Origin of the sequence: Mycobacterium sp. TY814, assembly GCF_030755175.1 — a bacterium.
GTDB lineage: Bacteria > Actinomycetota > Actinomycetes > Mycobacteriales > Mycobacteriaceae > Mycobacterium.
This window is the reverse complement of the sequence record NZ_JAUFRY010000004.1, coordinates 71,471-86,657: the sequence shown is the minus strand read 5'-3', so window position 1 is coordinate 86,657 and position 15,187 is coordinate 71,471. Positions and strand designations below refer to the sequence as shown.

Here is a 15,187-nt window from a genome sequence, read left to right as displayed (position 1 = left end):
TCTGGGCCATCGCGCTCCGCTTACAGATAAGGGTATGAAATGTCGATTGAAGCAACCGAATCCCGGGTCTCCGACCTCCGAAAGCGGGAGGCGGCGCAGGAGGCCTGGCAATGGATCGTCGACCTCAAAGAACGAGCGAAGTCCGATAGCGCGGGAGCCGAGGCGGAACTCGACGCAATCTTCCGCAAGGGCACCCCGCCGGGAGATCTGGACGGACCGACCGACGGCATCCTGGTGATGACCACCACCAATCAGGTCGTCGACGCCGCGGCCCGCTTCGTCACCAGCCTCTGGATGCCGTGGCAGGGCAAGCGTTTCGATCTGGCCGCCGGCACCGGCGACAACCGGATGACCTCCAACGCCAAGCTGCCGTCGAAGCTGCTGTGGCCGCTATACAAGATGAAGGACGCCGCCGACGGCAAGCTCGCCTTCGACTTCAAGACCTACCAGGACGCCGGCAAACTTGATCCGGACGTCCAGGTCATGGTCATCGACTACTCCGACGTGAAGGAAAACCCTTACGTCATCATCCGCAGCATCCGCGACGAACTGGTCGAGGTGGTGCCCGGCACGTATCTGGGCAAGATCCTGTTCCGCCTGCCGCGGGACCACTACGAGATGATCGGTTTCTTCGCGCTGCGCACCTGAGTGGCAACGACAAAAGCCGGCCGCGGTGGTCACGATCTCCCCGGCCGGCTTTTTGGTGCCCGGGTTACTCAGGCGTGGTCGTCGCCTTCCAGGGACGGGTCATAACCGGGCAGCCCGAGCTCTTCGCGCATCAACTCGGCCGTCCGCTCGGCGAACATCGAGATGGTCAGGAACGGGTTGACGCCGATGGCGCGCGGGATCACCGACGCGTCGCACACGTAGAGCCCGTCGTAGGTGCCGCCGTCCGGCCGGAACACCCGACCGGCATGGTCGACCACGCCCGCGTCGACGTTGTCGGCAGTGGTGCACCCGCCCATCGGGTGCGCGGTGATCAGATGCTTGCCCAGGAACCGCTTGTCCCAGCGTGGGTTCTTGATGTACGTGCCGCCGATGGCCTCGACGGCCGGCCGCATAACCGCGTCCACGTCCTTGTAGACGAGCTCGGTCGGTGCACCGGGCCAGTCGATCCGCACGGTGCCGTTCTTGCGCAGCACCAGCTCGCCGTCGGAGTTGTCATGCACCATGATCAGGAAGCCGAGCGAGTGGTTCATTGCGCCGTCGGTGTTGAACGTGATGTCGCGGCGCCACCGGTCGAGCTTGGCCTTGCGATAGTCGCGGTAGCTGGTCGCGGCCAGGCCCATCAGCCCGAAGCGGAAGCTGTCGATCAGCGCGCGGGGCAACGACAGATCCTGGACCGTGAACCTTTTGCGCAGGTCGGACTGGTCGGCGCCGAAGCGCATCGCGGCGGTGATGCTGGGCCCGCAGGCCAGCAGCGAGCGTGGTGGGCCGTCGGTGGTGGCCCAGGTCTGGGTGTCGGTCTGCATGTCGGTGTTGTAGGCGATGCCGAAGTTGTCGCCGTTGCCGCTGAAGTTCTTGCCAAGCCGGGTGGACAGCTGCAGCCCGGCCTTGCCGGAGCGCAGCATGATCCCGTTGGAGCCGATGGTTCCCGCGGACACCACCACCTGCCGGGCGATGACGGCGGTGTCCTTGCTGTTCTTGCCGTCGGTGCGACGGGTGACGACGCGCCACCGGCCGTCGTCGGTCGGTTCGACGTGCTGTGCCTCGATGCCGGCGAACAGCTCGACACCGAAGTGCGCCGCCATCGGCAGGTAGTTGGTCATCAGGGTGTTCTTCGAGCCGGTGTTGTCGCCGGTTCCGTCACCGCCGTGGTTGGGGCAGCGCCTGCGTTGCACCCCGTATCTGGTGACCCGGTCTTCGGTGCTGACGGTGAGGTTGAGCAGCTGTAGCTGGGCTCCGGCGTTCTTGGCGATCTGGGTGAAGGCGTCGACGCGACGCAGCGGCACGTTCTCCGCGTAGGGCACCGCGCCAAGCATGCGCCGCGCCCGTCCGTAGTACTCCTCGAGCCCGCCGACCCCCTCGCGCTCCTGCTCCACCAGCCGTTGAAACTCTTTGGGCCACGACGCGAGGAACACCTCGCGGTCCGGCACGATCGCCACGTTGAAGTTGATGAGCGAGGTGCCGCCCAGTCCGTTCGCGTGAATGACGTCGATGGTCTTGAAGCGTTCGAGTTCGATCAGTCCCAGCGGGTTGAGCGGTGAACGCAGTTCGGCTGCCGCAGCTTTCTCGGTCTCCGGGAAGGTGCCGGTCGGATGCTCGGAGCCGCGCTCGAAGACGGCGATGCGCAGTTTCCCCCCGGCCCGTGCATTAGCCACACCGAGGCGCGCGGCGGTGATGGCGCCGCCGTAGCCGGAGCCGAGAATCACCACGTCATACTCGGCGCGGAGTGCATCGGCGGGTGAGGCGAGAGATGCGGCGGGTTGTGCGGCCGTTCGGGAGGGCGATGCCACCATTACGGCAACCTCCAATGTCTTGGGTCGGTAAATGTAGCGCAGCCTAAACCCGCGGCGGCCGGTATACCACGGTTCCCCGGAAATTGGTCGGAAATCTTTTCAGGCTTGACGCGCCGCCGTTTATGAGCGACGGATCGTCCGCGCGTAAATGAACTTTACATCTGAATTCAGCGCCCCTTGTCAAACGCGTAGACACCCCATTTGCAGGGTCTGAAGAAAATAACGTTCAGGCCTCGCTTTCATAACGGTCGCTGTGTAGTGTGCGAAACCACCAACAACGTCAGTTGGCTGTCAACCCTTCATCTGCTCCCGGGGAACCGTCATGTCTTTTTCGTCTGTCTACGCGGCTGCGCTCGGCGCGCGGGAGGGCACGGCACGGTGAATCCGGTCATCGAGGCACCAGCTCCGTCCGTCGCGTCCGCCCCGCCCGCCCTGCCTCGACGCAGCACTTCGCGGGTCGTCCGCAGTGGGCGCCGAATTGCGCGCAAGGCCGACGGATCGCTGCAGACGCTGGGACGCTTCTTCGAATTGTCGGTGCAGTCCGCGGTCTATCTCATCGCGGATCTGTTCCGGCTACGCCACCCGTGGCGGGACACGCTGCACCAGGCCGCCTTCATCGTCAGCGTCACCGCGATCCCCGCGCTGCTGATCTCCATCCCGTTCGGAGTCATCGTCGCGGTCCAGGTGGGCAGCGTCATCCAGCAGGTCGGTGCGACGTCGATCTCCGGAGCGGCCGGCGGCCTCGGCGTCATCCGGCAGGCCGCGCCGATCGTCGCCGCTCTCCTGCTGGGGGGTGCGGCCGGCGCCGCCGTCACCACCGATTTGGGCGCGCGCAGCATCCGGGACGAGGTCGACGCGCTGCGCGTGATGGGCATCGACCCGGTGCAGCGCCTGGTCACCCCGCGGCTGGCGGCGATGATCCTGGTCGCGCCGTTCCTGTGCGTCTTCATCATCTTCATGGGGCTGTCGGCCGGCTACGTGATCAATGTGGCCTTCCAGTCCGGCACCCCCGGCAGCTACATCGCGTCGTTCGGATCATTCGCCACCACAGGCGATCTGGTGGTGGCGCTGCTGAAAACCTGGCTCTTCGGTGTGATCGTCACGCTCATCTCCTGCCAGCGCGGGCTGGAGGCCAGGGGTGGCCCGCGCGGGGTGGCTGACGCGGTGAACGCCTCCGTCGTGCTGGGTGTGGTCTCGGTCTTCCTGCTCAACCTGGTGATCACCGAGCTGGTCACCACGCTGATGCCGACGAAGGTGGGCTGATGGCAGGGTATGTGGCAAAGCCGTCCAGTTACCGCCCGGGCGGGATTGGCCTGGCGCTGCGCGTGCCATTGAGCGTGGCCTATCGGGGCCTGTCGCTTTTCGAGCGGTTGGGGCATCAGGCCAGCTTCCTGATCCTGGCGCTTGGCGCGATACCGCGGACCGTGACCCGGTACCGGCGTCACACCGGTGCCATCCTCGTCGACATGATCTGGGGCAACGGATCTTTGATCGTCGGCGGCGGGACGGTTGGCGTGCTGGTGTTCATGGGCGCCGCGATCGGTGCTTCGGTCGGCATCGAGGGCTATGCCGCGCTGGACATGGTCGGCATGGGCCCGCTGACCGGCTTCATCTCCGCTTACGCCAACACCCGCGAGATGGCTCCGATGATCGCGGCGATCGGATTCGGTGCCCAGGCGGGCACCCGGATGACCGCCGAGATCGGCTCCATGCGGATCTCCGAGGAAATCGATGCCCTTGAGGTGCAGGGTATTTCGTCGATCCCCTACGTGGTGACTCCCCGCGTGATCGCGGGCATCATCACCATCGTCCCGCTCTACCTGATGTCGCTGGTGCTGAGTTACGTGTTCTGCTCACTGGTGGTGAATGTGGTGCACCACCAGTCGTCAGGCACCTACTATCACTACTTCGACGCCTTCATCCAACCGTCCGATGTGCTGCTCTCGGTGGTCAAGGCCGCCATCTTCGTGCTGTTGATCGTGGCAATCCATTGCTACGAGGGCTATTACGCGGCCGGGGGGCCGGAGGGAGTCGGCCAGGCCTCGGGCCGCGCGATCCGGGCCAGCCTGATCTCGGTGGTCGTCGCCGACATGGTGCTGACGTTGGTGTTCTGGGGCAACAATCCGGGCCTGCGGTTGTCGGGGTAGCACATGATGATTCGAGATCTGGTCGCGCGACGCGCGACCGTAGCCACCCTGAGAATCCGGGGCCTGGTGGTCGCCGGGGTGTTGACCCTGGTGGGCACGGTGCTCTACCAGACCGCCCAGGGCACCTACGACGACACCTTCAAGCTCACGGTGATCGCCAACACGATCGGCGAGGGCCTGGCGCCCGGCGCCGAGGTCAAGTTCCACGGCCTGGCCATCGGCTCGGTGAAGGAGCTGGAGTCGGTCGGCTACAACCGGCAGCGGATGACGGTGGTACTCGACCCGCACCAGGCCGCGGCGCTGACCACCGATACCAAAGCCAGATTCACCTCGTCGAACGTGTTCGGCACGGCTGCGGTCGAACTCGTCAGCGACGGCAACGGTCCTGCGCTGCGGTCGAACCAGACCCTGGTGATGAGTGCCGACGTGCAGGCAGCATCGATCACCGGGCTGTTGCGTCAGGGCCTGAAGCTGAGCCGCAGTTTCGATAACCCCGAATTCGACCATGTCATCGAGGTGCTGCGCCGGCACGCCGACGTCGTCGAGCCGCTGGCCAGGGCCGGATCGGATCTGGCGAAGATCATCGCCGACACCGACACCATGCCTGTCGCCCAGTCGCTTTCGGTGCTGGCATCGTTCGTGACCGGCTTGGGTGACGCGATTCCGCTGGTCGGGCTGAGCACCAATCTGGTGGACGGGCTGACTCCGCTGGTGGGTCCCGGTGGTGTCGAGCGCACCAACCTGGTCTTCGGGCAGACCGGGCAACTCCTGGTCGATGTCGGCCGGCTGGCCGGGGAGAACAACACCTGGATCATCCAGTTGGTCAACGCGATCATGAATGTCGGCATACCGGCGTCGTTCGCCGCCGGAAGCCTGGCACCCGCCTATGACCGGCTCTCCAGCCTGGTCGATCGCGCGGACGGTGCGCTGACAGTGGTCGACGGCCAGGTCCGGCTGCGTACTGAAGTCTCCCTGGACGGGGGGCCGCACCGATGAGGAAGCTGGCCAGGCCGGTGTTCTGGCTGACGGTGTTCACCGCGGTCGCCACCGTGTGCGCGGTGCTGCTGCTCACCGCGCTGCGCAGTCCGGTCAACGGTGCGGTCTCGCACTATTCGGCGACGTTCACCGACGTCTCCGGCCTGGACGTCGGCAACGACGTCCGCATCTCCGGAGTGCAGGTCGGCAAGGTGGAGCAGATCACGCTCGAAGGGCGCACTGCCCGAGTGCAATTCAGTGCGCTCAACGAACACCCGTTGTACCGCAACACCATTGCGGCCGTGCGTTATCAGAACCTGCTGGGTCAACGCTACGTGGAGTTGGTGCAGACGTCCTCCTCAGCTGAACGGGCCGGGCAGCGACTGCCCAACGGCGCAGCCATCCCGGTGGGGCAGACGGTACCTTCGTTCGACATCACCAAACTTTTCAACGGTTTCCGTCCGGTGTTCCAGACGCTGGATGCGGCGCAGCTCAATCAGTTCGGTGAGAATCTGCTACGGCTCATCCAGGGCGACGACACCGGAATCGGGCCGGTGCTCCGTGATCTCGACGCCATCTCCAAGTACGCCGTCAATCGGCAGGCCGTCATCACCCTGCTACTGCACAACCTCAGCGACCTGTCGCACGACCTCGGCGGCAAGTCGCAGCAGCTGTTCGAACTCATCAACGCGCTCAACGGCGCGCTGGCCACTTTCACATCCAAGGCTGAGCAGTTCCGCACCTCGATCGACATCGAGTTGCCGATGCTGCGCAGCCTGGTCCGGGTCTTGCAGACCGCTGAACGCGGTTTCGACGGGTCGACGTCGCCGCTGTACGGATTGGCTACCCGACTATTCCCGCAGACACCCACCGTGATCGCCGGGCTGTCCCTGACCCCCACGCTCATTCAGGGGCTGCGCGACTCCCTGGTCGACGACGAGCGCCCAGCGTTCGCCTGTTCCAACGGCGAGGTGCGGCTGCCGGGCATCGGCGAAGTGTCCTTCGCGCAACAGGATCTGGTGGTGTGCCGATGATAGGCATCCGTAGACGCCGGGTTCTCGACGATCGCGGTGAAGCTGTGCGCAACCGCCGGCTGGGCATCGTGGGTGTGTTCGCGATCGTGGTTGCCCTGGTCACCACCGGGCTGGCGTACGTCAATCCGGCAGGGCAGGCCGGCTACACGGCGCACGCGGGGACGTCGGGCGGGGTGCGCGTCGGTGATGAGGTCCGTATCGCCGGTGTCCCGGTGGGTAAGGTGACCGCGGTCCGGTTGAACCGGACGCTGGTGGAGATGACATTCGACGTCGATCGCTCGGTGGCGGTCGGACGCGATTCGACACTGGACATCCGGTTGTTGACGCCACTGGGCGGTCATTACCTGGCCCTCGATCCCCAGGGCAGTACGCCATTGGGCCACAACGTCATTCCGCCGCAGCGGGTCAAGACGCCGTTCGAGGGCAACGACATCATCCAGGCCGTGACCCCGTTTCTGCGGGATGTCAACGGACAGGTCATCCATGACACGTTCACCGAACTCGCCAACGCGACCAACAAGTACCCCGATGCGCTGCGCGAGATCCTGCAGTCTGCCAATGAGTTGACCGGATCCTTGAGCAAAATGAGTGGTGATTTCCACCGTGGACTGGATTTCGTCAACGATGCGGCGAGCGCCTTCGCTTCGGGACGTGAGCAACTCACCGCCCTGATCGAGCAGTTCGCATTGGTCGGGCAGCGCTACACCACCAAGTCGGTCGACATCGTCGAATTCTTCACGCTCCTCGGCGAGTTGACCCGCATCATCGACCGGGTCATGGTGTTCTACAACCGCGAGCTGGCGCCGTCGATCAACGGCATCGACGACATCATCACCGCACTGGTGGCGCACCCGGAGCGGGTCGGCAAGGCCAGCGAGGGCCTTTCCCAGATCGTCAATGTGATGCTGCCGATGCTGCAGGGACACGGCGTCGTCGTAGACCAGAGCAACCGGGTGGTGCAGGCCCCGGTCTGTCTGCCCAACATGGTGAAGCAGTGCTGACATGAACAAGAAATCCACCTGGATCGGTGCCGCCTTGTTCGCCGTGGTCGTCGGGATCGTGGCCGCCGCGGTCACCGGTGCCAAAGCGATGGCGCCGGAAACGAGGGCGCTGTGCGCCGAATTCAGCGATGCGGTAGGGCTTTACCCCGGTAACAAGGTGCAGTTGCTGGGCATCGACGTGGGTTCGGTGACAGCGATCGCCAACAAGCCCGACTACGTCCAGGTGGACTTCACCGTGCCGGGTGATCTCGAATTGCCGGCCGATGTGGGGGCGCTCACCTACTCGCAGTCGATTGTCGCCGACCGGCACGTCGAGCTCACCAAGCCCTACGCCGGTGGCCCGAAGTTTTCTGGTGCCCAGTGCATCAGGCTGGAATCCACCAAGACGCCGATCAGCGTCAGTCAAACCTTCTCCGCCGTCGACAAACTCGCGGGCACCATCCTGGGAGATGGGCCGGATCCGGCGAAAGCGCCTGGTGCCCAAGCGATCAATCAGAGCCTGGCGGCATTGAGCCGTTCGCTGGAGGGCACCGGCCCACAGACCAACCAGACGTTGCGCAATCTCGTCGCCCTGGTGGGGGACCCCGACCATGCCGATGCCGAGTACCGGCAACTGCTGTCCAACAGCGAGGTTTTGACCTCCGACCTGCTCGCGCACTGGGATACCTTCACCACCGTGTTGCAGACCCTGCCGGAGAGCCTGCGCATGATCGAGGGCCTGTCCAACGGGTTCGGTTCGGCGCTCGCGCATCTCGCGCACTCCTTACCCTTGCTGGTCGACGCGCTGAACCGGTTCGGGCCCAGGGCGTACAACAACATCGGCGACAAGCTGATCCCGTGGCTCAGGGATGTCCTGACCGCATACACCCCCCAGATCGTGGGTTTCATCAACGCGTTGCCGCCGGTCACCAATTGGGTTGCGTCGCAGTATCAGCCGGCCTGGGGATCGCACCGTGTCACCTACCTACCACCGCAGGTGGCGATGTCGCCGTCGCAGGCCAGCACGATCTGCAGCGTGCTGCGGCAGCGCAATGTGCCGGGCGCCGAGGACGCGTGCGCACCCGGTGCGAACTCTGATTCGGTCACCCTGGGGATGACCGACCTCCTGCTCGGGGCGGCGTCATGACCAGGCGTTGGCTTGCCGCGTTGTCGCTGGCGCTGGCGTGCCTGCTCTCGGGTTGTTCGCTCGATCCGGCCCGGCTACCGGTGCCCGGAGCGTACGTGCCGGCCGGTAAGTACACCGTCAAGATCGAATTCTCGAGTGTGCTGAATCTTCCGGCGCGCGCCAAAGTGGACCTCGGTGGTGTCCAGGTGGGTGTGCTGGACCGCGTCCAATTGGTAGGCAGCACGGCGGTCGCCTACGTCGACGTCGACAACAGCGTCAAACTGCCCCAGAACACGCGGGCGGAGTTGCGGCAGGCGACAGTGTTGGGGGACATCTACATCGCGTTGTTGCCGGCTGAGACCCCGGCGCCAGGTCACCTGCATAACGGCGACACCATACCGCTGCGCAACACCGTGCCGTCCGACAACGTCGAGGACATCCTGCGCTCGGTGTCGACTCTGGTGTCGGGCGGGTCGCTGAACACGTTGGAAGAATCAGTCGTCAACTTCAACAAAGCATTTTCCAAGGATCCGGCCGAGCTGGACCGGATGCGTCAGAAGCTGTCCGGAATGCTGCGCGACCTGGCCGCCAACGAGGACAAGATCGACGAAATCCTGGGCAGCACAGAGCGTGTCAGCAATGACCTGCTGGCCGAAACCGGTGCTTTCGACCGCTTGATCAACGAGGGGCCGGTGCGTCTGCGGGCGATGTCGGCGGTGCTGCCGAGCATCGTCCAACTGCTGGTGTGCGCGCAGGATCTGGGCCGCTACGGCGGCGAGTTGCTGGTACCGAACACACCCGACTTCCTGCAGATGCTGTCCTACATCACGCCGACGGTACGGACGATCGCGTCGGCCGACACGTCGCTGCCGGCGATGGCCGACAAGATGGTCGCGCTGATCCGCGACAAGCTGATCCCGTTCTACAGCAACGGTGGTCCGCGACTGAGCGTGTCGGTCAGCCCCGGTGCGAGGGCGGACGAGGCGATAGCCGCAATGCGGACGATGGGGATGCTGCCATGAAATTCAATGCCGCCGTCACCGTGGTGATTCTCGCGGTCGCGACGCTGCTGGGCGCGGGATATCTGACATTCGGAGTGCTCAAGGCGGAGCCGACCGCCCAGCGCACCCGGCTGACGCTGCTGCTCGACAATTCCGGTGGGTTGATGCCGACCTCGCAGGTGACGATGCGCGGCATCCGGGTTGGCAAAGTGACCGGGATCCGCACCACCGCAAGTGGATTGAAGGTGTCGATCGACCTCGACCAGGGGCATCCGATTCCCGCCGACAGCGCGATCAGCATCCAGAACCTGTCGCTGGTCGGCGAGCAGTACATCGACTTCACCCCGAAACACCTTGCCCCGCCCTATTTCAGCGACGGCACCGTGATCCCCGCCGAACGGGTGGCTTCCGCGGTCACGGTGAGCGACCTGCTCAACAAGGCCAATGCGCTGCTCTCGGTGCTCAACCCGACGCACGTCAACAATATCGTCGGCACGGTTTCGCAGGTGTTCGCCGGCAACGACGCCGCCATCGACTCACTGGCCACCACCGCGGCCGGGGCAGCCAAGATCGAACGCGACAACAAGCAGATACTCGCCACGCTCTTCGGCAACCTGGCCACACTGACCACCGACATCAGCGACCAGGACGTCGGTGGCGTGCTCAGTCGCAGCGGCAGACTGCTGCCGAGCTCAATCTTGGCGCTGGCCAAGCTGACTCGCGAGGTCGACACGTATGCCCACAGCGCCGACGGCGTGTTCGCCCCCGGCGCCCCCGTTCCCACCCTGGTCGCCAACCTCAAGCAATATCTCGACATGTTGTCGGGGCCGCTGAGTACCTTTGCGGCGGCTTTGGAACCGGCGACCGCACCGTTACGGGGCTTCAAGGTCGATGCGGGGCACTTCGTCGACGTGTGGGAGTCGACTTTTAGCGATGCAGGCGGAGTCCGCGTGCAGGTGAGCGTCCCGGAAGGAAACCGATGAGCAACACGTTGATCGACGAAGACGAGACCACGGAGACCACGGAGGCCACGAAGGCCACCGAGGCCAGCCAGGACACCGAGGCCACCGAGGACACCGGGGCCAGCCAGGACACCGGGGCCGCTGAGTCTGATCCACCGAACCGGTTGCGCACCAGGCGGTTCTGGGTGCTCGCGCTGGCTGTGATCGCGGCTCTCGCGGGTGGCTGGTTCGGATTCGACAAGTACCGGACCGTGGCCGGTGAACTGGCCGCCGTGCGTCAGGCCGACTCCGACCGCGACGCCGCGGCCAAGCTTGCCAAGGATTACGCGCTGAAGTCGCTGACCTACACCTTCGAGGACCCCGACGCCTTCTTCCGTTCGGTGGAAGACGGTGTGTCACAGACGCTGAAGGACAAGTACGTCAACGCCACCGATCTGCTCAAGGGCATCATGACGCAGGCGCAGGTCACCTCGACGGGTGAAGTGCTCGCCACCGACGCGGTAGCCCAGCCCGGGCAGGTGTATCAGGTGGTGGTGTCGGCCGCACAGACGACCCGCAACCTGCAGAACCCGAAGTCGCGGGTATCGGTGATCTTGTTGCAGGTCACCGTCAACAAAGTGGGCGACCATTGGCAGGTCTCCGACATCGGGCCGAAGACGGGCAGTCACGCCGGCGCTGACCCGATCGGCCCCCTGAACCCCGGGCCGCCGCCGGGGCGCTAAGGGGGCGGATCCACCAGGGCGCACCCGGTACAACAACTTTCGGGCCGCCAGCCGGAACGGGAGCTGCGGAGAACTCCCGTTCCGGCTGACGGCCCGGTGCCGGAGAGGCTAGGTGCGCGCCCCGCGGTAATGGTCGGTGTCGTCGTAGGAACCTTCGCGGGTGACGACCGCGTCCTGGGCCTGGGACTGTTCGGCGCGCTCGAGCCGGGTGTTCGGGTCGATGGTGTCGGCGCGCTTCCACTGCTCATCGAGCTGCTCGCGCGACGTCGCGGCCTCACTCTGATGGGCGGCCGCGCGGTCCTGCAGACGTTTTGCTTCGGCGGCCTTCGCCTCCGCCTCGGCCTGCGCGGCGCGGGCCCGCGCCGCCGTTTCCTCGGCCAGCGCTTCCCTACGCTCGACGCGGGCAGACTCCACTCTGGCCTGTTCGCGGATCTCCTCGGCCTGCTGGATCTGGCGACGCCGTTTTGCCTTGGTGGACACGACGATCAGTGCGACGATCACCGCGATGATCACCAGTGCGGCAACCACGATCAGGACGATATTGCTGGTACTCATGGTGAGCTCCATTGCTAGGGCGGTTTGCTGTTGTGCCGTGGCCGTCCGGAGGGCCGTCTGGAGCGGATCCCCATATTCCACAGAAATAAAACAAGCCCTGAGCAGTGCTACATGAAGTCCAGGGCCTCCACCGTCGCCGTGCCGCCCTCATGTGACGGCCGGTTGGCCCCGCCGATCACGTAGATCGTGTGGCCGACGGTCGCCACCGCCTCGCCGTGGCGCGCCGTCGGCATCGGCGGCAACGTCGACCATTTGCCGTCGGCGATGTCGTACGCCTCCACCACGGCCAGCACCTGTGTCGGCTCCTCACCGCCGACCGCGACCACGCGGCCGTCGATGAACGTGGCGCCGTAACTTCCGCGCGGAGTCGGCATGTCGACCAATTTCGTCCAGGCGTCCGCTTGCGGGTCGTACCGCTCGAACGCGGCCGAGTTCTTGTCGGCCGACAGGAACCGGCCGCCCACGGTGTAGACGTAGGTGCCGTCGGATACCGCCGCGAGGTGCTCGCGCGGGGTCGGCATCTTGGCCGCGTCCTTCCACGACGTGCCGTCGAACACCTCGGTCTGCTGCACCAGTTGCTTGGCGTTCTGTCCGCCCACGACCACGAGCTTGTCGCCGACCACCGCGGCCGCCGGTGCGGCCCGGGCGTGGGTCAGGCTCGGCAACTCGACCCAGCTACCGCCCCGCAACGCGAAGACCCTGTTGGAGGCATCGGCGATATTGTCGCTCGCACCGCCGAGCACCACGACCTCGTTGCGGTACGTGGCCGCCGCCGCGTGGTGCAGCGGGATGGGCAGGGGTGGGCCGGTCTCCCAGACCCCGCTGCGCGGGTCATAACTTTCGACCGTGGTCAGAACCGATCCGTTGTACAAGCCGCTGATCAGCCAGATCTTGTCGCCCTGCACCGTCCACGCCATCATCAGCCGCGGACTCTTCGCGTCCGGCAGCGTGCGCCATTGCGCGGCGGGCTGTGTCTTGCGTGCCGGCAGGGTGAGCGCCTCGGCCGCGGACACCACCTGCTGATCGCCCGGCCCGGTGGCGCCGCCGATCGCATACACCGTCTTCTCCACGGCGGCGACCGCCATTCCGTGCCGCGCGGTCGCCATGTCCGGCAACCCGTCCCAGGTCTTGGCCATCAAGTCGAACACCGACACACTTTTGAGGACCTCGCCCCCGGACAGACCACCGACCGCCACCAATCGTCCGTCGGCGATCGCGACACCGAGATCGCTGCGCGGCCGCGGCAGCGGCGGCAACGTCGACCATGTCTTCGCGTCCGGGTCGTAGGCCTCGACGGCGGCCGAGTCGGTGCTCCCGCTGGAGCCGCCGACCACGTACATCAGCTTGCCGTTGGTGGCGGCGGCAAGCATCTGGCGCGGCGTAGGCAGCGGAGCGCCCAGCGTCCAGGAATTGCCGTCGAAGACCTCGGTCGTGTTCAGCAGCGCGCCACTGGCGTCCACTCCGCCGGTGACGACGATCCGGTCGCCGATTACCGCCGCGGCCGCGGCTGCGCGGGGTTGTAGCAGGTGCGGCAGCTCGACCCAATGGCTGTTCACCACTCGCCAAACCTGGTCAGTGACAACGGGTTTGGCGCCGGTCGTCTTCCAGCCGCCGAGCACGACCGGGTTGCCCTGCCAGGTCACCGCCATGGCGCGCTGAACGGGAGCGGGCAGGTCGTCGCCGCCCTTCCATTCGTCGATGGCCGGGTCGTACCCTTCGTGACGTCCGGTGACGTTGCCGTCGCTGCCGACGCCGCCGAAAATCCATATGGTGCCGTCCGATTGCGTGGTCGCCGCTGCGTCGCGCGCGATGCGCGCATTGGTGATCGCCTTCCACTGGACCGGTGCCTGGGTCCGCGACTGGCTCGAGGCGCTGGTCTTCTTGTCGTCGCCCGACACCGCGAGGAAGACGCCGCCGGCGACCAACAGCAGCACCACCAGCACCGCCGCGCCGATCAGCAGCAGATTCTTGCGGTTGGCGGGCTTGGTGGGGGGTGTGGTCGGGGTCGGCGTCACCATCGCCTGAGTGTGGGTGCCGTGCGCGTCGCGCAGGATCCGCGCGGCCTCGGCCGGGTTGCTCGTGATGGCGGGATCCGAAGCCGGCGGGGGGATCGACCGGCTGATCGCGGACGTGGGGCCTTCGTCCCGTCCCGGGGGCGGGATCTCCCGCGTCATTCCCGTGGCCGCCGGGGGAGTGACCGAGACACCCGGCGCCGCGACTGACGTGCGCCCGGTGTTGTCCCCCACGCTGGTGATCGCCATCGAGTCGGGCTTCAACCCGCTGGCGCGCTGGGCGGCCTGCAGTTCCCGTCCGAAGGCTTCCGCCGATGCCGGCCGCTGCTCCGGGTCCACCGACATCGCGTGCTCGATCGCTGAGCACACCGCATCGGGGATACCGTCGGGCCGCATGTCCGGGATGCCGGTGGAGCTGATCCGCAGGTACTGCGCAATCAGGTCCTCGCCTTTGCGGCGTTCGTGCGCGGCGTTGCCGGCGATCAGCGCATAGATGGTGGCGCCCAGCGAGTAGATGTCCGCGGCCACCGTGGCCGGATTGCCGGTCATGACTTCCGGGGCGGTGTAGTCGATGGTGCCGGAGAAGAACCCGGTCGCCGTCTCGTATCCGCCTTCGATGTGGGCGATGCCGAAGTCGCTGAGCTGGGGCTCGCCGTAATCGTTGATCAGTACGTTCGCGGGCTTGATGTCGCGGTGCAGGGTGCCGTTGCGGTGTGCGGTTTCCAGTGCCCCGCAGAGCTTCACCCCGATGCGCAGCGCCTCCGGCCAGGGCACCGGCCCCTCCTGACGCAGCCGGACCGCGAGGGAATCAGCGGCGTGATAGGGCATCACGATGTATGGCCGATTGCTCACTGTCATCCCGACCCGCAGGATGTGCACGATGTTCGGATGTCCGGAGAGCCCGCCCATCGCGTAACCCTCGCGCAGAAACCGCTCCCTGCTCTCCTGGTCGAAGTGCGACGGCAGGACCTTGACCGCGACGTGTCGCCCGAGGGCCGTCTCGTAGCAGCGGTAGATCACGCCTGCGCCGCCGCGGCCCACCTGCCGTGCGTCCTCGAAGCCAGCGGCGGTCAGCTCGTCGGCGAGGCCGCCTGAAACTGGCGCGCCGTCGGTTTCTTCAGGCATGTATTCGACGCTTCCCCTCCGCGCGATGGTTGTTTCGCGAGGTCAACAGTAGCGAACCTGAACCTGCGTGGTCGCGGTTCAGGCCAGAA

Annotated in this window: 13 protein-coding genes; 10 read left to right on the top strand and 3 right to left on the bottom strand. The window is 66.0% G+C overall.

Annotated elements, in window-relative coordinates; translation table 11 throughout:
* Positions 1–39: 39 nt before the first annotated feature.
* A complete protein-coding gene (locus QXH22_RS25555) occupies positions 40–648 on the top strand; it encodes a hypothetical protein (RefSeq protein WP_065163920.1) in 609 nt (202 codons plus the stop codon).
* Between the two features lie 68 nt (positions 649–716).
* On the opposite strand, the gene QXH22_RS25550 is transcribed toward QXH22_RS25555, so the two are convergent.
* Positions 717–2,459 (bottom strand): GMC oxidoreductase, encoded by a 1,743-nt coding sequence (locus QXH22_RS25550; RefSeq protein ID WP_306277412.1) that lies wholly within the window; start codon positions 2,457–2,459, stop codon positions 717–719.
* Positions 2,460–2,837: 378 nt separating this feature from the next.
* Between QXH22_RS25550 and QXH22_RS25545 the strand changes: the two genes are divergently transcribed.
* The 9 genes from QXH22_RS25545 to QXH22_RS25505 are packed head-to-tail and all read left to right on the top strand — an operon-like array spanning position 2,838 to position 11,406.
* Positions 2,838–3,722 (top strand): MlaE family ABC transporter permease, encoded by an 885-nt coding sequence (locus QXH22_RS25545; protein WP_371934316.1) that lies wholly within the window; start codon positions 2,838–2,840, stop codon positions 3,720–3,722.
* Positions 3,723–3,733: 11 nt separating this feature from the next.
* Positions 3,734–4,606 (top strand): MlaE family ABC transporter permease, encoded by an 873-nt coding sequence (locus QXH22_RS25540; protein ID WP_371934332.1) that lies wholly within the window; start codon positions 3,734–3,736, stop codon positions 4,604–4,606.
* Positions 4,607–4,609: 3 nt separating this feature from the next.
* Entirely contained in the window at positions 4,610–5,602 is a 993-nt protein-coding gene (locus tag QXH22_RS25535) for an MlaD family protein (protein WP_306277411.1), read from the top strand.
* Complete coding sequence (locus QXH22_RS25530; protein WP_306247324.1) at positions 5,599–6,615, top strand: MlaD family protein; 1,017 nt, start codon at positions 5,599–5,601, stop codon at positions 6,613–6,615. The genes QXH22_RS25535 and QXH22_RS25530 overlap by 4 nt, the downstream gene beginning before the upstream one ends.
* A gap of 44 nt (positions 6,616–6,659) precedes the next feature.
* On the top strand, positions 6,660–7,616 hold the full coding sequence (locus QXH22_RS25525) for an MlaD family protein (RefSeq protein WP_306277410.1): 957 nt from the start codon (positions 6,660–6,662) through the stop codon (positions 7,614–7,616).
* A 1-nt stretch (position 7,617) separates the two neighbouring features.
* Positions 7,618–8,742 carry an MlaD family protein gene (locus tag QXH22_RS25520; protein ID WP_306247327.1) on the top strand — a complete coding sequence of 375 codons (1,125 nt, stop codon included), beginning with the start codon at positions 7,618–7,620 and terminating at the stop codon, positions 8,740–8,742.
* Positions 8,739–9,743 (top strand): MlaD family protein, encoded by a 1,005-nt coding sequence (locus QXH22_RS25515; RefSeq protein WP_306247329.1) that lies wholly within the window; start codon positions 8,739–8,741, stop codon positions 9,741–9,743. The genes QXH22_RS25520 and QXH22_RS25515 overlap by 4 nt, the downstream gene beginning before the upstream one ends.
* The gene (locus tag QXH22_RS25510) at positions 9,740–10,705 is read left to right on the top strand and encodes an MlaD family protein (RefSeq protein WP_306247331.1); all 966 of its coding nucleotides are present in this window, start codon (positions 9,740–9,742) and stop codon (positions 10,703–10,705) included. Before QXH22_RS25515 ends, QXH22_RS25510 begins: the two co-directional genes overlap by 4 nt.
* Positions 10,702–11,406, top strand: coding sequence for a hypothetical protein (locus tag QXH22_RS25505; protein ID WP_306277409.1), 705 nt, complete (start codon positions 10,702–10,704; stop codon positions 11,404–11,406). The genes QXH22_RS25510 and QXH22_RS25505 overlap by 4 nt, the downstream gene beginning before the upstream one ends.
* A 108-nt stretch (positions 11,407–11,514) precedes the next feature.
* Here QXH22_RS25505 and QXH22_RS25500 read toward each other — a convergent pair whose 3' ends face one another.
* Positions 11,515–11,961 (bottom strand): hypothetical protein, encoded by a 447-nt coding sequence (locus tag QXH22_RS25500; RefSeq protein ID WP_306247335.1) that lies wholly within the window; start codon positions 11,959–11,961, stop codon positions 11,515–11,517.
* A gap of 107 nt (positions 11,962–12,068) precedes the next feature.
* On the bottom strand, positions 12,069–15,098 hold the full coding sequence (locus QXH22_RS25495) for a serine/threonine-protein kinase (RefSeq protein ID WP_306277408.1): 3,030 nt from the start codon (positions 15,096–15,098) through the stop codon (positions 12,069–12,071).
* Between the last annotated feature and the right edge of the window lie 89 nt (positions 15,099–15,187).